This is a genomic window from Streptosporangium lutulentum (genome assembly GCF_030811455.1).
GTDB classification, from domain to species: domain Bacteria; phylum Actinomycetota; class Actinomycetes; order Streptosporangiales; family Streptosporangiaceae; genus Streptosporangium; species Streptosporangium lutulentum.
Genome location: NZ_JAUSQU010000001.1, coordinates 9,454,982 through 9,475,950 on the forward strand (window position 1 = coordinate 9,454,982; position 20,969 = coordinate 9,475,950).

At 70.2% G+C, this 20,969-nt stretch carries 20 protein-coding genes and 3 tRNA genes; 8 read left to right on the top strand and 15 right to left on the bottom strand.

What is annotated here, in order from left to right; all coding sequences use genetic code 11:
• Window positions 1-159: 159 nt before the first annotated feature.
• From J2853_RS42555 to J2853_RS42565, 3 genes are all read right to left on the bottom strand, one after another.
• Window positions 160-1,845 carry a heparinase II/III family protein gene (locus J2853_RS42555; RefSeq protein WP_307567316.1) on the bottom strand — a complete coding sequence of 562 codons (1,686 nt, stop codon included), beginning with the start codon at window positions 1,843-1,845 and terminating at the stop codon, window positions 160-162.
• Between the two features lie 173 nt (window positions 1,846-2,018).
• Window positions 2,019-2,522, bottom strand: coding sequence for a cysteine hydrolase family protein (locus tag J2853_RS42560; protein WP_307567318.1), 504 nt, complete (start codon window positions 2,520-2,522; stop codon window positions 2,019-2,021).
• 173 nt (window positions 2,523-2,695) lie between these two features.
• Window positions 2,696-3,709 carry a helix-turn-helix domain-containing protein gene (locus tag J2853_RS42565; protein ID WP_307567319.1) on the bottom strand — a complete coding sequence of 338 codons (1,014 nt, stop codon included), beginning with the start codon at window positions 3,707-3,709 and terminating at the stop codon, window positions 2,696-2,698.
• A 71-nt stretch (window positions 3,710-3,780) separates the two neighbouring features.
• Between J2853_RS42565 and J2853_RS42570 the strand changes: the two genes are divergently transcribed.
• Window positions 3,781-4,377 (top strand): HD domain-containing protein, encoded by a 597-nt coding sequence (locus J2853_RS42570; RefSeq protein WP_307567321.1) that lies wholly within the window; start codon window positions 3,781-3,783, stop codon window positions 4,375-4,377.
• Between the two features lie 28 nt (window positions 4,378-4,405).
• Here J2853_RS42570 and J2853_RS42575 read toward each other — a convergent pair whose 3' ends face one another.
• The 7 genes from J2853_RS42575 to J2853_RS42605 all read right to left on the bottom strand — a co-directional run bounded on the left by J2853_RS42575 (window position 4,406) and on the right by J2853_RS42605 (window position 7,706).
• Window positions 4,406-4,768, bottom strand: coding sequence for an antibiotic biosynthesis monooxygenase family protein (locus J2853_RS42575; protein WP_307567323.1), 363 nt, complete (start codon window positions 4,766-4,768; stop codon window positions 4,406-4,408).
• A gap of 60 nt (window positions 4,769-4,828) precedes the next feature.
• Complete coding sequence (locus tag J2853_RS42580) at window positions 4,829-5,422, bottom strand: hypothetical protein (protein ID WP_307567325.1); 594 nt, start codon at window positions 5,420-5,422, stop codon at window positions 4,829-4,831.
• Window positions 5,419-6,072 carry a DUF6286 domain-containing protein gene (locus J2853_RS42585; protein ID WP_307567327.1) on the bottom strand — a complete coding sequence of 218 codons (654 nt, stop codon included), beginning with the start codon at window positions 6,070-6,072 and terminating at the stop codon, window positions 5,419-5,421. The genes J2853_RS42580 and J2853_RS42585 overlap by 4 nt, the downstream gene beginning before the upstream one ends.
• Window positions 6,073-6,173: 101 nt before the next feature.
• Window positions 6,174-6,740 (bottom strand): Asp23/Gls24 family envelope stress response protein, encoded by a 567-nt coding sequence (locus tag J2853_RS42590; protein ID WP_307567329.1) that lies wholly within the window; start codon window positions 6,738-6,740, stop codon window positions 6,174-6,176.
• Complete coding sequence (locus J2853_RS42595; protein ID WP_307569061.1) at window positions 6,737-6,925, bottom strand: hypothetical protein; 189 nt, start codon at window positions 6,923-6,925, stop codon at window positions 6,737-6,739. The genes J2853_RS42590 and J2853_RS42595 overlap by 4 nt, the downstream gene beginning before the upstream one ends.
• Window positions 6,922-7,209 (bottom strand): hypothetical protein, encoded by a 288-nt coding sequence (locus J2853_RS42600; protein WP_307567330.1) that lies wholly within the window; start codon window positions 7,207-7,209, stop codon window positions 6,922-6,924. The genes J2853_RS42595 and J2853_RS42600 overlap by 4 nt, the downstream gene beginning before the upstream one ends.
• Complete coding sequence (locus J2853_RS42605) at window positions 7,206-7,706, bottom strand: Asp23/Gls24 family envelope stress response protein (protein ID WP_370879493.1); 501 nt, start codon at window positions 7,704-7,706, stop codon at window positions 7,206-7,208. The genes J2853_RS42600 and J2853_RS42605 overlap by 4 nt, the downstream gene beginning before the upstream one ends.
• 276 nt (window positions 7,707-7,982) lie before the next feature.
• Here J2853_RS42605 and J2853_RS42610 point away from each other — a divergent pair, with 276 nt between their 5' ends.
• Complete coding sequence (locus J2853_RS42610; protein WP_307567331.1) at window positions 7,983-8,759, top strand: fumarylacetoacetate hydrolase family protein; 777 nt, start codon at window positions 7,983-7,985, stop codon at window positions 8,757-8,759.
• 28 nt (window positions 8,760-8,787) lie between these two features.
• Window positions 8,788-10,119, top strand: coding sequence for a glutamate--tRNA ligase (gene gltX, locus J2853_RS42615; RefSeq protein WP_307569007.1), 1,332 nt, complete (start codon window positions 8,788-8,790; stop codon window positions 10,117-10,119).
• Here the strand turns inward: gltX and J2853_RS42620 are convergent.
• On the bottom strand, window positions 10,013-11,380 hold the full coding sequence (locus J2853_RS42620) for an MATE family efflux transporter (RefSeq protein ID WP_307567333.1): 1,368 nt from the start codon (window positions 11,378-11,380) through the stop codon (window positions 10,013-10,015). The two genes, gltX and J2853_RS42620, sit on opposite strands and share 107 nt — an antisense overlap.
• 55 nt (window positions 11,381-11,435) lie before the next feature.
• On the opposite strand from J2853_RS42620, the gene J2853_RS42625 reads away from it, so the two are divergent.
• Window positions 11,436-11,972, top strand: coding sequence for a PadR family transcriptional regulator (locus tag J2853_RS42625; RefSeq protein ID WP_307567335.1), 537 nt, complete (start codon window positions 11,436-11,438; stop codon window positions 11,970-11,972).
• A 269-nt stretch (window positions 11,973-12,241) separates the two neighbouring features.
• On the opposite strand, the gene J2853_RS42630 is transcribed toward J2853_RS42625, so the two are convergent.
• Window positions 12,242-13,972 (bottom strand): carboxylesterase/lipase family protein, encoded by a 1,731-nt coding sequence (locus tag J2853_RS42630; protein ID WP_307567336.1) that lies wholly within the window; start codon window positions 13,970-13,972, stop codon window positions 12,242-12,244.
• A 242-nt stretch (window positions 13,973-14,214) separates the two neighbouring features.
• Window positions 14,215-16,194, bottom strand: a complete 1,980-nt coding sequence (locus J2853_RS42635; protein ID WP_307567338.1) for a M3 family metallopeptidase — start codon at window positions 16,192-16,194, stop codon at window positions 14,215-14,217.
• A gap of 175 nt (window positions 16,195-16,369) precedes the next feature.
• On the opposite strand from J2853_RS42635, the gene J2853_RS42640 reads away from it, so the two are divergent.
• The 3 genes from J2853_RS42640 to J2853_RS42650 all read left to right on the top strand — a co-directional run bounded on the left by J2853_RS42640 (window position 16,370) and on the right by J2853_RS42650 (window position 16,668).
• Window positions 16,370-16,441 (top strand) — tRNA-Gln (locus tag J2853_RS42640).
• A gap of 62 nt (window positions 16,442-16,503) precedes the next feature.
• Window positions 16,504-16,579 (top strand) — tRNA-Glu (locus tag J2853_RS42645).
• A gap of 16 nt (window positions 16,580-16,595) precedes the next feature.
• Window positions 16,596-16,668, top strand: a tRNA-Glu gene (locus J2853_RS42650).
• Window positions 16,669-16,792: 124 nt separating this feature from the next.
• Here J2853_RS42650 and J2853_RS42655 read toward each other — a convergent pair.
• Window positions 16,793-18,523, bottom strand: a complete 1,731-nt coding sequence (locus tag J2853_RS42655) for a hypothetical protein (RefSeq protein ID WP_307567340.1) — start codon at window positions 18,521-18,523, stop codon at window positions 16,793-16,795.
• A gap of 276 nt (window positions 18,524-18,799) precedes the next feature.
• Window positions 18,800-19,516 (bottom strand): IclR family transcriptional regulator, encoded by a 717-nt coding sequence (locus tag J2853_RS42660; RefSeq protein ID WP_307567342.1) that lies wholly within the window; start codon window positions 19,514-19,516, stop codon window positions 18,800-18,802.
• A gap of 71 nt (window positions 19,517-19,587) precedes the next feature.
• Here J2853_RS42660 and leuC point away from each other — a divergent pair, with 71 nt between their 5' ends.
• On the top strand, window positions 19,588-20,964 hold the full coding sequence (gene leuC / locus J2853_RS42665) for a 3-isopropylmalate dehydratase large subunit (RefSeq protein ID WP_307567343.1): 1,377 nt from the start codon (window positions 19,588-19,590) through the stop codon (window positions 20,962-20,964).
• The last annotated feature ends 5 nt before the right edge of the window (window positions 20,965-20,969 follow it).

Consider the following 20,969-nt stretch of genomic DNA (forward strand, 5'->3'; position numbering starts at 1 on the left):
CCCCGTGCGGCGGGGGATCCTCCGGAATCCGCTGTGAAGACCTCGGGGGAGGTTCGCCGCCGGTTCTCGGAGGGCCGCCGGATCCGCGAAGGGCCTGATCCGCAAAAAAGGTCCGCCGCCGGGATCCCGGCGGCGGACCTTTGTCAGAGCGTCAGGGCGTCAGGAGAGATCCGCGCCGTTGACCCGGAAGCTGACCGCGCCCTGCGACGTCTCCAGGCTGACCTTGCCGCCGGAGCACGAGACCGAGGGCTTGTCGGTTCCGGGCACCACGACCGTCAGCAGCGGGCCGTCGGACGCGGGGGAGACGACCGCGGGGGCGGCCTGCTTCTGCAGGTAGGCGGCTGAGACCCAGCCCTGGTAGGAGGGGCTCTTCTGGCCGCTGACCACCTTCAGCCCGTTCACCGGCTTGCAGGAGGGCATCGAGACCTGGACCAGCGTCGCCTTCCAGCCCGCCTTGTCCTTCACCACGACCCGGCCCCCGGAGTTCGACACGGTGGAGAGCTCGCGGGCGAAGTGCCAGACGTTGCGGACCTGGGAGCCCTTGGGGACGGTGTCCAGCACGGCCATCACGTCCTCCCGGTGGTTGACCAGCACCGAGCGGGTCCGGGGCACGCCGTAGGCCTTGTCGGTCAGCCGGTAGCTCTGCCGGTCCTGCCCTATCGAGGACCTGCTCAACGTGGTGGCCGTCTTGCTGCGGAACGCCGCCCCGACCACGGCCGGCGTGTTGTGCGCCTCCGGGGACATGGTCCACCTGCGGTAGCCGCTGTTCTCGTAGGAGTCGAAGCCCACGTCGACCAGGACGTCGCGGCCCTGGGCGTAGTAGGTGACGCCGAGGTGGTCCTCATGGCCGTGATACTTCGTGCCGGGGCCGAAGCGGATGGAGTAGAACGCCGACTCGGGCTTGTCCCAGGCGGTGCGCCCGTAGACGTAGCCGTTGCCGAACACCCGCACGTTCTTCGAGGGCTGGTCGTAGCCGACCGGCCGCACGTCCGCGGTGCCGTCGCCGATCGGGACCATGAACCCGTTGGGCTGGGTGGAGTGGGAGATGAAGCCCTCCAGCGACTTCCACCGCGAGGAGATCTCCCCGGGCACCTTCCGCCCGCACGCCTTCATGTTGTCCATCGCGACCTTGAGACGCTCGTGAACGTAGATCGCGTAGCGCGGGGCCTGCTCGCGCAGCACGCCCTGGGAGTCGACGTCGAGCTTCACGGTCTCGATCAGCCGCTTGATCGCGAGGTTGGACCACTCGTCGCGGTTGTAGCGGCAGCCGATGCCGAGCAGGGCGATGTCCTGGTCGATGCCGTGGTTGTGGCCCTTCTCGTACAGCCTCGGGTCGGACAGCATCTTCGCGTGCTCGGCCAGGCTGCGGGTCAGCCAGGACGCGCTGACGTGCTTGCTGAGGCAGATCAGCGCGGGGGCGCGCAGCGCGATCGGGTGCTCCTGCCAGGCGTAGGGGCTGGCCTTGGAACTGCCGCGCGGGTTGTCCTCCACCCAGTCCTTGGCGATCTCGGTGGCCCGGTCCAGATACGCCTTCTCCCCGTTGTTCTCGTAGTCGGCGACCAGGCGGCCCATCCAGCGCAGCGAGTGGAAGACCATGCTCCACGAGCGGTTGCGGTAGGGGTCGGTACGCCAGTTGACGTCCTTGGCCACCTTCACCGGCGACAGGTCCAGGAACTCGACCTCACCTGCCATGATCTCCGGTCCCGTCGGCGTGGCCGGCAGCCAGTCGCCCTGGCACTCGGAGGTGCGTTTGACCTGCTCCGCGCCCTCCGCCGTGCCGACCGTCGCGCCGCAGGTCGCGAAGAGGATGAGTGAGAGGACGAGTGCTTGTGTGCGGCGGCGCACGCCAGTTCCTTTCGGGCCGAACGAAGAGGGTGGATCATGGTGCCCAAATCCCATCAAAGCGGTCAAGCTGGGATGACCTCTTCCGGCACATCGTTAGCAACTAGATGCGGGCCACTGGTTTACCGCCCCCTCACGTGTTGTCCGGCGACGCCGCGCGTCCTCACGGCGCGTCCTCAGTCCATTTCGCTTCCTCGCGTGCTCGCCCAGATGTTCGGGCGTGGCAGGGGCTCGCCCGACCTGACCGCGCCGGCCCACTCCGCGGTGGTGGACACCGAGGCGAAGTTGGAGTCCATCACCACCAGCACGTGGTTGTGCAGTTCCTTCGCGGTCGCGCTGCCCGCCCGGGTGGACAGGGCGAGCGTGCCGGTCGCGTCCGACAGGAACTCCACGGCCATGCCCCGGTGGAAGGCGTCACGGGCGGTGGACTCGTCGCAGTTCTGGGTCATGTATCCGGCGACGGTCAGCGTGTCGATCCCCTGGGCGTCCAGCCACCCGGCCAGGTCCGTCTTCGCGAAGGCCGAGGCCATCGTCTTCTCCACCAGATGGTCGTACGGCCTGCGCCCCACCTCCTGGTGCAACTCCCACGAGTGGCCGCCGGCGGCGAACAGCGGGGAGTCCGCGGGCGAGGTGTGCTGGACCAGGATCACCGGGACACCGTGCTCGCGCGCGGTGTCCATGGCGGTGAGGACGTTGGCCAGGCTCTCCTCGCGCGGGGGGGTAGGAGATGGGCAGGTCGCCGGTGAAGTACTCGTTCTGGACGTCGATGACGATCAGCGCTCGTTTCATGTCCCCAGTCTGGTGGCGCGAGCCGTACCACCGTGAGAGTTCTTCCGGCCACGCACCGCGAGGTTCACGCCAGTTCGGGGGCGGCCCGCCGGGTCTCGTCCGCGGCGCGGGCCGCGTTCGGCGCGTCGGGTCCGCCGAAGGTCTCCCGGTAGGCGGTGGGGGAGACCCCGACCTGGCGGCGGAAGTGGGGCCGCAGCGTCACCGCCGAGGCGAAGCCCACACGGCGTGCCACTTGCTCGATCGGCTCCCGCGTGGTCTCCAGGAGCCGCTGGGCGTGCAGGATGCGCTGGTGGAGCAGCCACTGGGTGGGCGTGGTGCCGGTGACCTGGCGGAATCGCCGGTCGAAGGTGCGGCGGCTCATCAGGGCCCGGGTGGACAGGGCGTCCACGGTGATCTCCTGGTCCAGGTGGCGCAGAGCCCAGTCGAGGGTCTCGCCCAGTGGGTCGCCGTCGACGGGCGCCGGCACCGGGTGGTCGACGTACTGGGCCTGTCCACCGGCCCGGTGGGGCGGCACCACCAGGCTTCTGGCGATGTCGCCCGCCGTCTGCGGGCCGTACGTCCGGCGGACGAGGTGAAGGCAGAGATCGATGCCGCCCGCGCTTCCCGCCGAGGTCAGGATGTCGCCCTCGTCCACGTAGAGCACGTCGGGCTTGACCTGGATCCGCGGATACGTCGAGGCGAGCAGCGGGGCGTAGCGCCAGTGCGTCGTGGCGGTGCGCCCGTCCAGCAGCCCGGTGGCGGCGAGCACGAACGTGCCGAGACAGAGGGCGACCACCGTCGCCCCACGCTCGTGAGCCCGGCTCAGCGCCTGGAGCGCCTCCCGCGCCGGCGGGCGTCCGAGGGGGTGTCGCCAGGTCGGCACGATCACCAGATCCGCGTCGTCCACGGCGTCCAGACCGTGGGGCGCGGCGAGGGTGATGCCGGCGTCCGTTCGTACCGGCCCGCCCTCGGCGGCCACCGCGCGCACGTCGAAGTCCGGCAGCCCGCTCCGTCGCTCCCCGAAGACCGCGATCGGCACCGAGGCCTCGAACAGCGGAATCTCATCGAAAAGCATCACCGCGACGGTCGAGAACCCCATGGCGGGATCCTATCGATGGCTGGCCTCCCGGCCACTCGTAGGTGGTTCTCCCACCGGGGCAAGCTGGACGCATGAGATTCGCCGACATCGTGATCCCCGACACCTCCGCCTCCCGCGCCGCTCTGGAGGTCGCCACCGCCTACTGCTCACCCGCCCTGCTGAACCACTCCGTGCGGGCCTACCTGTGGGCGGCGGCCTACGCGGCGATGAACGACATCTCCTTCGACGCCGAGCTGCTGTACGTGTCGTCGATGCTGCACGACCTCGGCCTGGTCAAGGAGTTCGACAGCCACACCGTGCCGTTCGAGGAGGCCGGCGGCCACGTCGCGTGGGTCTTCGGCGCCGCCGCGGGGTGGCCGGTCGAGCGGCGCGTGCGCGCGTCGGAGGTGATCGTGCGGCACATGTGGGACACGGTGGACGTGGCCCAGGATCCCGAGGGACACCTGCTGGAGCTGTCCACGGCGCTGGACGTCTCCGGGCGAAGGCCGGAGGACTTCCCCGCCGGGCTGCGGGCCGAGGTGCTGGAGCGCCACCCCCGGCTGGGACTCGGCGAGGAGTTCGTCGCGTGTTTCAGGGATCAGGCCGAGCGGAAGCCGGACAGCCTCGCGGCCGTGTTCGTCCGCTCGGGCTTCGCCGAGCGCGTCAAGGCGAACCCGCTGGACCGCTGACGGGGCCGGCGGGGGGACGGCTTCCGGTTCAGGCCCCTGACGTGGGACCGGCGCTCTGAACCACCTCGAACGACCAGAGCTGGGATCCGGACGCGGCCGGCCCCTGGCCGTGTCCGTGCCCATGGCCCTGACCTCCGCCGGCTTCGGCGGCGGCCTGGGCATGGCCCTTCTGGAAGGACTGGCTCTCGGTCCAGCGCTTGAAGTCCTCGTCGGACCGCCAGCGGGTGTAGACCAGGTACTGGTCGGTGCCCTCCACGGGGCGCAGCAGCTCGAACCACTCGAACCCGTCGGCGGACTCCACGACCCCGGCCCGCCCGGAGAACCGGCGCTCCAGCTCCTCGCGCATCTCCTCGGACACCGTCAGCACATTTATCTTCACAACCGAAGGCACAGCTTCTCCTCGAAGTCCTCGAAGCGTTGGTTTCCCGATCAATATACGATCGGCGCTCCGTCAGGCGACGGCCCTCCGGGGGTGTGGCGACTCCAGGCTCACCTGGGCGACCGCCGGAACCCGGTCGGTCTCCAGCGCCTGGCGCATGTGCGGGAGGGCCCGCCCGCCCAGCTGCTCGCGGATGGCGTTCATCGGGACGGTCTCGGCGACCGCCATGCGCAGCCGTACGGCGGGATGCGCGTTGGTGCCGACCAGCGCGGCGCTGGCGCCGAGGACCCCGGGTTGCGAGCCGACCTCGGTGGCCATCGCGTCGGCCACGCGGTCGGTGTGGACCTCGGTGATACCGGTGGGGCCCCTCTGCAGGCGGATGCCGCTCAGTTTCTGGCTCCGCCCCTGGACCAGCAGCCAGCGCAGGCCCAGCAGCGCGAGCGCGATCGCCGCCCCGGCGACCATCCACCACAGCATCGGGTGGTCACGGACGAAGGCCGAACGCACCGAGTCGGTGATGAGCGGTGCGTTCGCGGGGGCGAAACTCTGAGGGAACAGGCGTGCGCCGCGGGCGATCACGAGGCCGCCCAGGATGATCAGCAGCAGCCCGATGAGCAACAGTCCCAGCCGGTTGCCCCTCGAGGTCTTCCTGTCCATGCGGCTCACGAACGCTCACCTTTTTCTCGCAGTTTCACGCGTACGGGATGGTCGCGCACCGGGCCGAGCGTGGCGATCCGCGCGGTCACGGCCTGCCGTACGGCGTCCGCCAGGCCGGTCGTGTCATGCAGGAAGCTGTCCGCCCTCACATGCGCGGTCCTGCCGAGCAGCTTCACCCTGGCGTGGTCGATGCCCGGGACCTCCTCGGCCGCGTGGGTCAGGGCGTGGGCGAACCCCTTGGGGCGCATACCGATGATCAGGTCCTTGTCGCCGGTTCTGACCGGGATGAACCGAGGCCGTCCAGGTATGAGGGCGAGCAGCACCAGCAGCAGGCCCAGCAGGGCGGGCACGAGGGCGCCCATGAGCACCGACGGGTCGCTCCACGGCGTCGACGACGCCCAGCCCGAGATCCGGTCGTAGGGCACCAGGCGCAGCGGGTCGCCGAGGAGCGCGCTGATCACCTCAGCCGCCACCAGGCCGCCGATCACGAGCATCAGGAAGGCGGTGATCACAGAGGGGACCACCCGGCGCGGACGGAAGGCTCTGACCGCCGCCCGGTCCGCGGAGGCGTTCCGCGGTACTTCGGCCGTCACGGGCGGTACGGACTGTTCCGTGAGCTCCGCACCGGGTGCGGTCGGCATCTCCTGGGTGCTTCTCATCCCGGGGACCATGTCCGGCGGGCCGGACGCGGGTACGTCCGGCGGGCCGATGTCCGGTCGGCCGGGTGCGGGAGTGTCCGATGGGCCGGACGGGGGAACCGTCATCGGTTTTCCCCCTCCGGGAGTTCGGGGTGACGGTCTGTCCGGGAACAGGTCGCCGAGTAGCCGGGGGAAGGGGTCGCCGGGGAACGGGTCACGGAGTACTCGGGGTACTCGGCAGGAAAGGCCGTCCGGGGAGGGACCACGTTGGTCACGTCGATGTCGATGTGGCCGACGGCCAGGCCGGTCAGCCGGTGAACCCGTTCGGTGACGTGCCGCCTGACCTCCTCGGCCACGTGCAGGAGCGGGGCGGGATACTCCACCGTCAGGTCCAGGCGCACCGCCGTGAGCTCTCCGTCGACGATGGCGCGGGTGCCCCCTCGGAAGGTCAGCGGCCCCCGCTCGCCGACCTTGCGCACCCGCGCCACCTCCTCCGCGGCCCGGGTCGCGATGCGTGACACGACTCGCTCCGCGATGTCGGTCCTGCCTCGCTGCTCGATCGGTACGGCCTGCCGTACGGGCTGGGCGGACCACGCCGCAGCCGCGGAGGTACCGTCTTCCGGCAGGGCCGGAAGGTCACCGGAGTCCGCGGGCGTCTCCGTGGAACGGGGTTCGACCGGCGTGGTCACTGCCGGCCTCCCGACCACCTGAACGTGCCGATCTCGCCACTTTCGGCGATGCGGCCGACGAGGAATCCGACGGCGCCCAGAACGAGCACCAGAAGAAAGGCGCCGAGACCGCCGAAGGCGGCCGCGAAACCCAGCGCGATGCCGAGGATCAGCCCCATTACGGACCACATTGGGAAAGTGTTCATTGCATACCTCCGATATGAACATTCACCGGACGATCGCCCACCAGAGAGGCGATCGCCGCGCGCACCTCGTCGGCGACCTCAGGCAGGGGTCGTCCCTGCCTGGCGACGATGGAGATCTCCACCTCGTCGTCGCGTAGCGCGACGCCGGGCACCTTCCTGCCGGGCAGGTAGGTCGCCACTGTCGCGAACGGCCCGCTCGACAGATCGACGACGTCCGGGCATCGCCGGACGGCGTCGGCCACCTCGTCCGCCAGGTCGGCTGTCTCGTGCGTCGGCTCGTTCACTGGACGCGCGGCCCCGACTCGGGCTGCTGCCCGCCCCGGTCCCCGTCGCCGTCCTGGCCGGGCATGTGAACGTCGGCGACCTTGATGTTGACCTCGGTGACCTCAAGCCCGCACATGCGCTCGACAGCCGTGATCACGTTGCGGCGCACGGCGGTGGCGAGATCCGGGATGGCCACGCCGTAGTCGACGACCAGCTGGAGGTCGGCGGCGGCCTGCCGCTCGCCCACCTCGACGGACACCCCCTGCATGATGTTCTTCTCGCCGCCCACCATGCCGCGGACCGTACCGAGCGCGCGTGCGGTGCCGGCGCCCATGTCGTACACCCCGGGGATCTCCCTGGCCGCCATGCCCGCGACCTTCGCCACGACGCCGCTCTCGATGCTGGTGGTTCCCTTGGAGGTGATCAGGCCCCCCGGAGTTCCCGGTCCCTCGGTTCTGGTGCGTGGTACCGCGCCCTCGTCGCCCTTGGTCTTGTTTACCGTGCTCGCTTCGGTCACGTCTTTTCCTTCCCCCGAGGGAAGACCGTCTGGCTCCCCGATGCTGCTACAGGGCGTAATACCCTCCACATCCATAGCAATCAGCACATACCTTTTATTAGTCGTATAATGGGTATTAATTGGCATGATTAGGTCGATATCCGGACGATTTGCATAGTTGGGATTTTTGCTCGCGGAGGTTTGCGCGGCCCGTGCGAACGGACGTTCCCCCGGGCGGGCGTTCCCCGAGACGGTGGGGCGGTCCGGCGGGAGTCCGACCGCGACTAGCCTTGTCGTGTGCGTATAGCCAGGTTCTCCACAGGTGAAGGTGTCGGATTCGGCGTGGTCGAGGGCGGTCCCGGAGAGGAGTTCATCGCCGGGATCTCCGGGCACCCGTTCGGGCCGATCCAGTTCACCGGCGAGCGTTACTCGCTCTCCCAGGTCAGGCTGGTCGCGCCCATGCTCCCGAGCAAGGTGGTCGCGATCGGCAAGAACTACGCCGACCACGCCCAGGAGATGGGCGGCGAGGTGCCCGACGAGCCCCTGGTCTTCCTCAAGCCGTCGACCTCGGTGATCGGCTCGGGAGAGGCCATCTCCTACCCGACGGCGCTGTCCCAGCGGGTCGACTACGAGGGAGAGCTGGCCGTGGTCATCGGCAGGCTCTGCCGGGAGGTCCCCCGGGAGCGGGCCCACGAGGTCATCTTCGGCTACACCTGCGCCAACGACGTCACGGCCAGAGACCTGCAGAAGAAGGACGTCCAGTTCACCCGGGCCAAGGGGTTCGACACCTTCTGCCCGCTCGGCCCGTGGATCCAGACCGAGATCGACGCGAGCGACCTGGCCATCACCACGTCGGTGAACGGCGAGGTCAAGCAGAACTCCCGCACCTCCAAGCTCATGTACGACATCCCAACGCTGATCGCCCACGTGAGCGCGGTCATGACCCTGATCCCCGGTGACGTCATCCTCACCGGGACGCCCGAGGGGGTCGGCCCGCTCGCCGTCGGCGACGAGGTCAGCGTCTCCATCGAAGGAATCGGCACTCTCAGCAACCGGGTGGTCTCGCGTGATTAGGGTTCGTTTCGCTCCCTCGCCCACCGGCATGTTCCATGTGGGCAGCGCCCGTGCGGCGCTGTTCAACTGGGCACTGGCCGAGCAGTCCGGCGGACGGTTCATCCTGCGCATCGAGGACACCGACGCCACCCGCAACCGTCCCGAGTGGACCGAGGGCATCATCTCGGCCCTCGCCTGGATCGGGATCAACGGCGACAACCCGGTCTTCGAGGGCCCCTACTTCCAGTCGGCCTACGAGCCGCAGCACCGCGAGGCCGTCGCCAAGTTGCTCGCGGACGGCAAGGCCTACCACTGCGACTGCACCCGCGAGCAGGTCCAGGCACGGACCGGCTCCGAGCACAGGGGCTACGACGGCTTCTGCCGCGGCAGGGGACTGACCGAGGGCGCGGTGCGCTTCCGTACCCCCGACGAGGGCGTCACCGTGGTCGACGACGTCATCAGGGGCAGGGTGGAGTTCCCCAACGACGCGCAGGAGGACTTCGTCGTCGCGCGCAGCGACGGCTCCCCGCTGTACGTCCTGGCCAACGCCGTCGACGACATCACGCAGCGGGTGACCCATGTGGTCCGCGGCGAGGAGCACATGCCCAACGCCGCCCGCCAGGAGCTGCTGTGGCCCGCGCTGGGCGCGCGGCCCCCGGTCTGGGCGCACACCCCGGTCATCGTCAACGAGCAGCGCAAGAAGCTGTCCAAGCGCCGCGACAAGGTCGCCCTGGAGTCCTACCGCGAGGAGGGCTACCTGCCGGAGGCGATGGTCAACTACCTGATGCTGCTCGGCTGGGGCCCCGGCGGCGACCGGGAGATCATGCCGTGGTCGGAGATGGTCCCGCTGTTCCGCCTGGAGGATGTCATCTCCTCCAACGCCTTCTTCGACGAGAAGAAGCTCCGCGCGTTCAACGGCGAGTACATCCGGGCGCTGCCCCTCGCGAGCTTCGTCGCCCGCTGCGAGCCGTGGCTGGAGCCCGGCTGGGACCGCGAGACCTTCGCCAAGGTCGCCGAACTCGCCCAGACCCGCATCGCGCTTCTCTCCGAGATCACCGCGAACGTCGACTTCCTCTTCCTGGAGGAGCCCGTCTTCGACCAGGCGTCCTGGGACAAGGCCATGAAGAACTCCGCCGTGGAGATCCTCACGGGCTATCTCGCCCGCCTGGAGACGGTCGACATGGACCCCGAGTCGCTCAAGACCGCGCTGGAGGAGGTCGGCCTGGAGCACGGCCTCAAGCTCGGCAAGGCGCAGGCCCCCGTCCGGGTGGCCATCACCGGCCGGACCGTCGGCCTGCCGCTGTTCGAGTCGATCGAGGTCCTCGGCCGCGAGCGCTCGACGGACCGGCTCCGCGCCGCCGTCGCCAGGCTCCAGGGCTGAGCGAGAACGGCCGGGCCGTGCCCGGCGGGGTGGGGTCGGGGCCCCGTGACCGGCGAGATCCCGTGGCGAGCGCGAGCGCGACCGCGGCTCCCGCCGCCATGGCCGGCCAGACACCGGTGACCCCGAGCGCGCCGCCGAGCAGGTAGGTCAGGGGCAGCTGGACCGCGAAACCCGTCAGGGTCGCGGCCAGCAGCCTGCCGCCCCTCCCGTTCGCCTGGAGCACCCCGCCCACGGCGATCAGCCCGCCGAACGGGACGAGGTAGAGCGTCATCCAGCGCAGGAAGTCCACGGCTTCGGCGGCCACCGCGGGGTCGCCGGTGAACAGGCCCGCGACGGGGACGGCGACGACGTTGAGCACGGCGGCGACCATCAGGCCCGCGGCCAGGCCGTACCGGAGGGCGGATCCCGCCTCGCCGGAGCGGGCCGTCCGGATCATCGCGGCCTGCCGGAGCGCGTAGAAGGCCATCACCCCGGCGAGCATGATCTTCGTCCCGATGCCGTAGCCCGCCAGCGCCGCCACGCCGAACCCGCCGACCACCTCGACCAGGAGCATGCCGACGAGCGCCCTGGCCAGGAAGTCCCCCGACATGGGCAGGCCGATGCGGACGATCTCCACGGCGTCCGTACGGCTCGCCCGCGCGGGAGAGTCGCGAGGAGTCCGCCGTCGCAGGAGGGTCAGCGCCACGACGAGAGTGATCGCCCGCGCGATCAGGTTCGCCGTGGCGGCGCCCTGGACGCCCAGGTCCAGCCCGTAGATGAACAGCGGGTCGAGGACGATCACCAGCGCGTTGCAGAGCAGGGCGGTGCGCATCGGAGTCATGGTGTCCCCGCGCCCCTTGAAGATTCCGTCCGTGACCGTCTGGGCGAAGAAGACCGGGATCCCGGCCAGGGAGATCAGGTAGAAGTCGGCGATCAGGCCGGCCGTCACGGCGTCGTCGGTGAAGAGCCGGGCCAGCGGCTCGCGGAGCAGCACCCCCGGAACCGTCACCGCCAGGCTGACCGCCGCCCAGAGCAGCCACGCCGTACGGATCACAGGCGTGATCGGCTCCCTGCCGTCGCGCCTGCCGACCAGGACGGTCGTTCCGGTCCCGACGGCGAGGACGACGCCCAGGGCGAACTGCTCGGTGGTCGTCGCGACCGTCACCGCGGCCACGGCCCGGCTGCCCAGGCCGGAGACCCAGAGCAGGTCGATCAGGCCGACCGCGACCACGGCGGTCAGCAACTCCACGTAGATGGGCAGGGCGAGGCGGAGCAGCTTCACGAATTTACCTCGTTTCGATATATATCGTTTAGAGGTATAGCGATAAGATGCTTCCATGGCAAGCGGCGACCTGACCCTGTCGATCCTCGGGTTCCTCGGCCAGGGGCCGATGCACGGCTACGAGTTGAAGGCCCGGATCCTGGCCCTGAGCGGTCATCTCCGCCCGGTCAGCGACGGCGCCCTCTATCCGGCGATCGCCCGGCTGGAGAAGGCGGCGCTCGTGGAGCGTCACGAGGAGGAGGGGGCCGGGGCGGCCCGCCGCCAGGTTCTCACCCTGACCGAGGCCGGAAGGACGGAGCTCCTGCGAAGGCTCAGGGAGCCCGCGGAGCTCGACATCAGCGATCAGACGCGCTTCTTCGGCCTGCTGACCTTCCTGTCGCAGCTCTCCGACCGGGGGGCACAGGCGCGGACGCTCCGCCGCCGCCTCGGCTTCCTGGAGACGCCCGCCAGCTTCTTCTACCGGAACGGAGAGCCGCAACGGGCCGAAGACGTCCCCGACCCGTTCCACCGCGGCATGCTCCTGGTCGCCCGGGCCACGGGCGACGCCGAGAAACGGTGGCTCAGGGAAGTCGTCGCCGAACTGGAGTCCTAGACCGGCCGGCTCCGTGCCCTGTCGCGAGCCCACGGCCGAGTACGGTTCCCGCCATCGTCGCCAGGCTCCAGGGCTGACCGGACCCTCGCCGATCAGGAGGGGCTTCCGGGCCCGGTCGACCACGTCGACCGGGACGGGTTTCCGGGCCTGAGCGGGCCTTCGGGGCAGGACGGGCTTCCACGGCCCGCCCCCGGGTTCTCACCCGGGGGCGGGCCGTCACTTTCTCGCGCCGGTTCCCGACGGCCGCGGACGAAGCCGCGGGAGGGATCTCAGGAGGGGGAGCCGGAAGGGCGTCCCTGTTCCGTTCCCCGCCCGGCGAGACCGTCCCAGAAGGCGAGGTTGTGGGCCGAGGCCCGGTCGAAGGACCCGACGCCGCCCCGCCCCGGGGCCAGCCCCTGCACGTACGGCGTGCCGTCGCCGGGGCGCACGCGCTTCCAGGAGGGCAGGCCCGGCCGGTTCGGGTCGCCGACGGCGGCGAACCGGGACCAGTAGTCGATCATCATGTCGCCGAGCCGCCGCTGCTCGGGGGTGAGCGGGGCGGACTCCCAGCCCACCCCGAACAGGAACGACAGCTCGGAGCCGTGTGCGGCCAGCGGCCTGATGCCGTGCTTCAGCGGGAAGAGCGCGGGCGCCGTACGGTCGGTGAACTCGTAGGAGAAGGTCGGCACGTGCCGGGCGAACTGCCGGTCGGTGTTGCGCGCCTCCCAGGCCCAGTCCAGGTCACTCATGATGGCCGCCACCGCCTGGAGGGGCGGGCCGTCGTGGGCGTCCAGCGGATATCGAGCCAGGACGTCGGGGCTCGCGGCGCCGAACTTCTCGTTGAGGGCGGGCTCGTACCCCTCCGCCGGCATCGGCTCCCCGAAAATCATCGACGTGAACATCGTGCCCTCGTCCCGGGTGATGCCCGTCAGCACCGGCACCCGGTGGAAGCGGCCCTCCTGGAGTACCTTCGCCGGGTCCTCGGGCAGCACCGCGTTGCCGTACCCCGGGAGCGGGAGGGCGGGCTGGGCGAGCAGGTCGGCCACCGGCTTGTCCCGCAGGCAGGCGGGCGCGGTCTCCGGGTCGGCGCATCCCACCAGGGTGGCCAGATACTGCCCGTGGCCCTCGTAGGAGGCCCTGGGCAGCCATAAGGGGATGTCCATGACCGGCCGCAGCGGGGTGCCCTCGAAGCTTCCCGCCCCGCACGGGTTGCTCTGGGTGATCGCCCGGTGGAACAGCCCCGCCGCCGAGGGGGAGGTGAGCTGGGCGCACACCGAGTGTGACCCCGCGGACTCGCCGAACAGGGTGACGTTGCGCGGGTCGCCACCGAACGCCGCCGCGTTGCGCCGCACCCAGCGCAGGGCCGCCTGCTGGTCCTCGATCCCGAAGGCCCCGGAGTTCTCGAACCCGGGGTACCCGAAGAACCCGAAGATCCCCAGCCGGTAGTTGACCGTCACCACCACGACGTCGCCCCGCACGGCCAGCCTGCGGGCGTCGTAGTCGCTGCCCGCCCCCTTCGTCAGGCTTCCGCCGTGCAGCCACACCATGACCGGCTTGGGACGGTTCCCGGCGCTTCGCGCGGGCGTGGTCACGTTGAGATAGAGGCAGTCCTCCGCCTCGCTTCCGGGCAGCCCCCAGTCGTCGGCGGTCTGCGCGCACCGGTTGCCGGGCGCGCCGGCGTCGCGCACCCCCTGCCACGGGGCGACGGCCCGCGGCGACCGCCAGCGCAGCTCCCCGACCGGCGGCGCGGCGTACGGGATGCCCTGGAAGAGCCGGTGGTCTCCGGCCTCCACGCCCTTCACCCACCCGGCGTCGGTACGCACCGTCACGCCCCCGCCCGTCCCGCCCGTCCCGGCCGGAGAAGCCGGGGAGGTCGCGGCAGGGGTGGCCTGTCGCGTGTCGTGCCCTTCCCGCCCCGTCGTCTCCCGCTGTGCCGTCGCCGGGCTCGCCGTTCCCAGCAGCAGGGCGCCGGCCAGACCGGCGACGAGCGCGGCGCCCGTCCTGTTCCATGGTCGTCTCATGACGTCCATGATGTTCGCCGGACACCGGACCTGCGTTCCGGCCGGGGTACGGGAAACCGCACCCCGGCGGTGCACCGAGGCGTACACCGGCACGTCGCGCCCCTCGCAGGCCCCCAATGCCCCTCACGGGCACCTCGGAGAACCGACGAAGAGGTTCGGCGAACGCGGCGTCGCACCGGGCGGGGAGACGGTCTCGAAGGACGACCCCCGAGGGGCGTGTCGAAGGACGACGCCCCGGCGGGCTAGGCCAGCAGACCCCGGCGCTTCAGCAGGGGCTCGATGCGGGGGTCGCGGCCGCGGAAGGCGCGGAAGGCGTCCATCGCGTCCTTGGAACCGCCGACCGACAGCAGCGTGGACCGGAAGTGGTCGCCGTTCTCGCGCTTGAGGCCACCGTTCTCCGTGAACCAGTCGACGCTCTCGGCGTCCAGCACCTCGCTCCAGATGTAGGAGTAGTAGCCGGCGCTGTAGCCGCCCACGCCTCCGGAGAAGATGTGCGCGAAGTAATTGGTCCGGTAGCGCGTGCGCACCAGCCTGAAGGCTATTCCCGCCCTCTCCAGGGCGGCGTCCTCGAACGCCTCGGCGTCCTCGACCACCTCACCCGGCGCCAGCTTGTGCCAGGCCCAGTCGAGCAGTGCCGCGGAGAGATACTCCACGGTCCCGAAGCCCTGGTTGAACTTCTCGGCGGCCTTCATCTTCTCCAGGAGCTCCGCCGGGACCGGCTCGCCGGTCTCGTGATGCTTGGCGAAGTTGGCGAGAACCGACGGCCAGGTGGCCCACATCTCGTTGACCTGTGAGGGATACTCCACGAAGTCGCGGGGCACCGTGGTGCCGGACACGCGTGGGAAGCGAACGTCGGAGAACAACCCGTGCAGGGCGTGGCCGAACTCGTGGAAGGCGGTGTTGACCTCGTCGAAGGTCAGCAGCGTCGGTCCTTCGGCGGGCTTGGTGATGTTGAGGTTGTTCATCACCACGGGCAGCTCGCCGAACAGGTGCGACTGGTCCACGAGGTTGTTCATCCACGCGCCGCCACGCTTGGTGGGCCGGGCGTAGGGGTCGAACACGAACAGCCCGAGCTTCGAGCCGTCGGCGTTGAAGACCTCGAAGACCCGCACGTCCGGGTGATATCCGGCCAGGTCGTCCCGGTCGGCGAAGGTGATCCCGTACAGCTCGCCCGCGGCGTGGAAGACGCCGTCCCGCAGCACCCGGTCCAGCTCGAAGTAGGGACGCAGCTCGGCGCCGTCGAAGTCGTAGCGGGCCTTGCGCACCTTCTCCGCGTAGAACGACCAGTCCCACGGCTCGATGGGGAACCCGGCCTGCTCGCTCAGGGCCTCGGCCTCCAGACGGGCGTTGGCGACCGCCGGGCCCACCAGCTTGCCGAGCATCTCCTCCACGGCGCCGGTCGTCTTCGCGGTCTGGTCGGCGACGGAGTAGGAGGCGTGGTCCGGGTAGCCGAGCAGGGCCGCCCGCTCGGCGCGGAGCGCCGCCATTCTGGCCGCCAGCCCGAAGTTCTCTGGCGCCCGCCCGACGGAGAGCTCGTACAGCTTCCTGCGGGTCTCCCTGTCGGTGAGCTCGGCCAGGGCGGGCTGGTTGGTGTAGTTGAGCAGCGGCAGGACGTACGTGCCGTCCTTCTCGATCGCCTTGATCGAGCTCTCGGAGAGCCCGTCGAGCCGCTTGGCGTCCTCCACGACGAGTGCGGAGCCCGTGGAGGCCGTCAGCAGGTTCTGCGAGAAGGTCGTGGCGAGTTTGGTCAGCTCCTCGTTGAGCCCCCTGAGACGCTCCTGGTCGGCTTCGGACAGGTCGGCGCCGGCCCGGACGAAGTCGACGCGGTATTTCTCCAGCAGCCAGGCCTCCTCGGGGTTCTCGGTGGTGACCTGCTTGATCCGGGCGTACAGGGCGCGGTTCAGGTGGATGGAGTCGCTGTGGTTGGTCAGCCGGGGGAAGACCTCGGTCTCGATCTCCCGGATGCCGTCGGTCGTGTTGGAGGAGGCGATGCTCATGAAGACGGTCGCGGTCCGCTTCAGGATCTGGCCCGAGCGCTCCAGGGCCTCGATGGTGTTGGCGAACGTCGCGGGGCCGGTCTCGTTCGCTATCTCCTCCACCTCACGCAGCTGGTCGGCCATGCCGCGCTCGAACGCGGGAAGGTAGTGCTCCTCCCTGATCTCGGCGAAAGGGGGCAGTCCGTAGGGCAGCGTGCTGGGGGCGAAGAACGGGTTCTCGGTCAAGACGGGGACTCCTCATGGAAGGGCGGGATCTCTCCAGCAGCGTTACACAGAGGCCTCACGGATGGCACTCCGGTGTCACGGCGATTCGGCTGTGGTCAATCGTTTTGGTCTTGACCCCCAACCTGGGCTATTCTTTCGGAGTCGCCAGGGAAACCCGCAAGGGGGTCCAGTGCGGTGGGGTATGGTGTAATTGGCAACACGGCTGATTCTGGTTCAGTTGTTCTAGGTTCGAGTCCTGGTACCCCAGCTGCGTCTTCTCAGGAAGACGTTGCGGATTCAGCTCCCTCCGAATCCGGTGACAGTGTGTAGGGTCCCGTCGTCTAGTGGCCCAGGACGCCGCCCTCTCAAGGCGGTAGCGCCGGTTCGAATCCGGTCGGGACTACCACTGTCCTCTCGTGCAAGGTCCCGTCGTCTAGTGGCCCAGGACGCCGCCCTCTCAAGGCGGTAGCGCCGGTTCGAATCCGGTCGGGACTACATCGCAAAACCCTCGAAAGCATTGGCTTTCGAGGGTTTTCTGTATTTCCGGAGAAAAACGCATCGTGATTTCTCCGGCTCGCACGAGGGCCGGCGCCGGTTGCCCGGACGCCGGCACCCCGCGCTAGTTGTGGTTGGAGCGGGCCTTGAACAGGGCGCGCTTGGCGGCCTTGCCCACCTGCTTGTCCGGGTGGGCCTTGCCGATCGCCTCCAGCAACTCCTCAAGGTGCGGGTGCGGCACCTTCCAGATCACGTCGAGCAGGTTGACCAGGTCGCCGATGTCGTCGAGGCTGCTGACGAACTCCGGCCGGCCGAGACCGGCGGAGATGGTCAGCATGTCGAGGATCAGCCAGTGGGTGTCCGCCTGAGTGGGCGAGGGAGCGTCGTCGACGCCGAGCTGGGCCAGATGGGTGGCCGCGTAGGGGCGCAGTGACGGCTCGTCGAGGGCGTCGCGCCAGGCGGGCTCGGCCTCCTCGCCGAGCGAGCCGACCATGCTGGCCGCCTGGACCCGGATCAGGGCGTCCGCGTCGTCCTCGGCCGCGGCCTCCAGCAGCTCCTTGGCGGCCTGGGCGGGGGCACGCAGCTCCATCCAGGCGGCGAACTCGGCGTCCGCCTCCTCCTCGGGCAGCTCCGCGCTGAAGGAGAGCAGGTCCAGGGCCGTCATCGCGTCGATGGCGGGCCGGGCGTCCAGCTCGATGTCGGCGTCGTCCACCAGGTGGACGAGCCCCTCCATGCCGAGCGGTGTCAGCCGTACCTGGTCGTGCTCGACCTCGACCATGCCGTAGCCGGTCAGCCAGTCGAGCACCGGGTTGAGCGGGTCGCCGTACCGCGCGGAGGCGGCGGCCCAGGCGTCGGCGCCCAGATCGTCGTATTCGGCGGCGGCCTCGGCCAGCTCGGTGCGGAGCTCGGCCAGGGGTTTGGAGCCGGTCGCCAGGAGCACCCGGATCAGCAGCGCCCTGGTCAGCCCGGACAGGGCGATCGTGGCTTCCTCGTCGTCGAGCTCGGGATCGCCATAGTCGATCGAGTGCAGACCGGCCATCCAGACGTCCAGGGCGTCGTCGTCCTCCTCGAAGGGCCACTCCGCGGTGTCGGCGTCGGCGCTGACGGTGTCTTCGCCCTCGGGCTGGAGGAAGTCCAGGTCGATCGCGAGGTTCCAGATGTTCCAGAGCGCGGGCACCGAGTCGGCCAGCGTCTTGTCACCCGGCTCGGGCGCCGCGAGCCCCAGGGCGGCGAGGGCCTCGGAGATCTCGGCGTCGCTGAGCAGGCTCGTCTCGCCCACCCGGCGCTCGGATCCGACCCAGACCGCGAGGTCGCGGGCCTTGGCGATCAGAGTGGTCCTCCGGGTGGCCGCGGCGAGCTCGGCGTCGGGGCGGAGCCGGATCGTCGGCAGCTCGGAGAGCTCGTCAGCGAACGGCTCGAAGTCGCCCAGCCCCTCGGACTCCTCCTCGTCGTCGTCCTCGTACTCGTCCTGCTCGACGACGAGCTCTTCCATCGCGTCGACGAAATCGTCTTCGAGACGGTCGAGCTCGACGAGCAGGTCGTCGAGCGAGGCGGAGCCCTTGGTCAGGTGATTCGACTCCGACAGGAAGGTCAGATAGGCGCGGACCGCGGGCATCATGCCGTCGGCGGCGGCGTCGGGATCCTCCACGACCTGCGGCATCCGGTCGAGAAGCACTGTGCGCAGATCGGCCTGCTTCCACCGGCCGACGTCGTCGGAGGCGATCAGCCGGTGCCACAGGGCAACGGAGCCGACCAGGTTGGCATCGCTGCCGGGCGCGTTGTCGCGCGCCCAGAGGATGAAGCTTTGGAGCAGGGGACGCAGTTCAGCGGCGGCTGCCTCGATGCGATCTGTCACCTACCCAGCCTAGGGGGCCGCAAGGGTGCTCGCCTCCTCATATCGCACGGGTCAGTCCAACCGGTGTCGCGTGAGGAGGCGCGGCGGGGTGCCGCCGGCGTCGCCGGGCGGGTGTGAACGGCTCCGCGGGCCCGGCACGAGGAGGCCCGGCCGGTTCGGCCGGGCCGTGAGCGGACGGCTCCGCGGGCCCGGCCGGCTCCGGCGTCCAGGGGTGGATGCGGGGCGAGGAGGCTCAGACGGCTCCGGCGTCCAGGGGTGGATGCGGGGCGAGGAGGCTCAGACGGCTCGTCGCATCGACTCGGTGATGCGCTCGGCCGCGGTGACCACGGGGGCGGCGTGCAGCCGGCCGGGGGTCCGGGTCAGGCGCTCGATCGGCCCGGAGACCGACACCGCGGCCACCACCTTGCCCCCCGCGCCGCGGATGGGCGCCGAGACGCTGGCCACGCCCTGCTCGCGCTCGCCCACGCTGTGCGCCCAGCCCCTGCGCCTGACGCTCGCCAGCGTGGCCGCGGTGAACTTGGCCCCGCGCAGCCCCCGGTGCAGGCGGTCCGGCTCCTCCCACGCCAGCAGGATCTGCGCCGCCGACCCGGCGAGCATCGGCAGCGCCGAGCCGACCGGCACGGTGTCGCGCAGCCCGCTGGCGCGCTCGGCGGCGGCCACACACACCCGTTCGTCTCCCTGACGTCGGTAAAGTTGTGCGCTTTCGCCCGTTGTGTCGCGAAGTTGGGTCAACACGGGAGAGGCGACGGCCAGCAACCTGTCCTCACCGGCGGCCGTGGACAACTCGGACAGGCGCGGACCCAGCACGAATCGGCCCTGCGTGTCGCGGGAGACGATGCGGTGATACTCCAGCGCGACGGCCAGCCGGTGGGCCGTGGGGCGCGCCAGGCCGGTGGCCTGGACGAGTTGTGCCAGAGATGCAGGGCCCGCTTCAAGTGCGTTGAGCACGAGGACGGCCTTGTCGAGTACGCCGACTCCGCTAGAGTTGTCCATGCACCGATACTGCCGTCTCGACATATGAGAAAGCAAGTTGGATGCGGAATAGGCGATCGCAAGGAGGCGACATGGGCCGCACGCTGGCGGAGAAGGTTTGGGAGCAACACGTCGTACGACGTGCCGAGGGGGAGCCCGATCTGCTCTACATCGACCTTCACCTCATTCACGAGGTGACGAGCCCGCAGGCGTTCGACGGCCTGCGCATGGCGAGCCGGCCCGTTCGGCGGCCCGAGCTGACGATCGCCACCGAAGACCACAACGTCCCGACCATACGGGGTCCCATCAGCGATCCCGTGTCGCGGGTGCAGGTGGAGACGCTGCGCAAGAACTGCGCGGAGTTCGGCATCAGGCTGTACCCGATGGGCGACGCGGGACAGGGCGTCGTGCACATCATCGGCCCGCAGTTCGGCCTGACCCAGCCCGGCATGACGATCGTGTGCGGCGACTCCCACACCTCCACGCACGGCGCCTTCGGCGGCATCGCCTTCGGCATCGGCACCTCCGAGGTGGAGCACGTGCTGGCCACCCAGACGCTGCCCGCCTACCGGCCGAAGACGATGGCCATCGAGGTCTCCGGCACGTTGCCGGTCGGGGTCACCGCCAAGGACCTGATCCTGGCGATCATCGCCAAGATCGGCACCGGCGGAGGCCAGGGCTACATCGTGGAGTACCGCGGTGAGGCCATCCGGGCGCTCTCCATGGAGGGCCGGATGACGATCTGCAACATGTCCATCGAGGCGGGCGCCAGGGCGGGCATGATCGCTCCGGACGAGACCACGCTCGAATACCTCAAGGGCCGTCCCCACGCGCCGTCCGGCGCGGACTGGGACGCCGCCGTCGAATACTGGAAGACGCTGACGACCGACGAGGACGCCGTCTTCGACGCGGTCGTGGAGATCGACGCCACGACGCTGACCCCGTTCGTCACCTGGGGCACCAACCCGGGCCAGGGCGCTCCCCTCGGGTCGGCCGTGCCGGACCCCCAGGACACGGACGACCCGGCCGCGGCCGGGCGCGCCCTGGAGTACATGGGACTGACCGCGGGCACCCCGCTCCGCGACGTGCGGGTGGACACGGTCTTCGTGGGCTCCTGCACCAACGGCCGGCTGGAGGACCTGCGGGCCGTGGCCGAGGTGCTGCGCGGCCGCCAAGTCGTCACCCGCACGCTGATCGTCCCCGGTTCGATGCTGGTCAAGCTCCAGGCGGAGCAGGAGGGGCTGCACGAGGTCTTCAAGGCCGCGGGCGCCGAGTGGCGCGAGGCCGGGTGTTCCATGTGCCTCGGGATGAACCCCGACACCCTCGCCCCCGGCGAGCGCAGCGCCTCGACCTCCAACCGCAACTTCGAGGGGCGCCAGGGCAAGGGCGGCCGTACGCACCTCGTCTCCCCGCAGGTCGCCGCAGCGACCGCCGTCACCGGCAAACTGACCGCGCCCGCCGACCTGTAAGGAGT

Bases quoted from the DNA above. Each gene is read 5' to 3' on its own strand.
- J2853_RS42560 (WP_307567318.1), bottom strand. From the start codon at position 2,522: ATGGACACCGCGCGCGAGCACGGTGTCCCGGTGATCCTGGTCCAGCAC.
- J2853_RS42565 (WP_307567319.1), bottom strand. From the start codon at position 3,709: ATGGGGTTCTCGACCGTCGCGGTGATGCTTTTCGATGAGATTCCGCTG.
- J2853_RS42570 (WP_307567321.1), top strand. From the start codon at position 3,781: ATGAGATTCGCCGACATCGTGATCCCCGACACCTCCGCCTCCCGCGCC.
- J2853_RS42585 (WP_307567327.1), bottom strand. From the start codon at position 6,072: ATGAGAAGCACCCAGGAGATGCCGACCGCACCCGGTGCGGAGCTCACG.
- J2853_RS42595 (WP_307569061.1), bottom strand. From the start codon at position 6,925: ATGAACACTTTCCCAATGTGGTCCGTAATGGGGCTGATCCTCGGCATC.
- gltX (WP_307569007.1), top strand. From the start codon at position 8,788: ATGTTCCATGTGGGCAGCGCCCGTGCGGCGCTGTTCAACTGGGCACTG.
- J2853_RS42625 (WP_307567335.1), top strand. From the start codon at position 11,436: ATGGCAAGCGGCGACCTGACCCTGTCGATCCTCGGGTTCCTCGGCCAG.
- J2853_RS42630 (WP_307567336.1), bottom strand. From the start codon at position 13,972: ATGAGACGACCATGGAACAGGACGGGCGCCGCGCTCGTCGCCGGTCTG.
- J2853_RS42660 (WP_307567342.1), bottom strand. From the start codon at position 19,516: ATGGACAACTCTAGCGGAGTCGGCGTACTCGACAAGGCCGTCCTCGTG.
- leuC (WP_307567343.1), top strand. From the start codon at position 19,588: ATGGGCCGCACGCTGGCGGAGAAGGTTTGGGAGCAACACGTCGTACGA.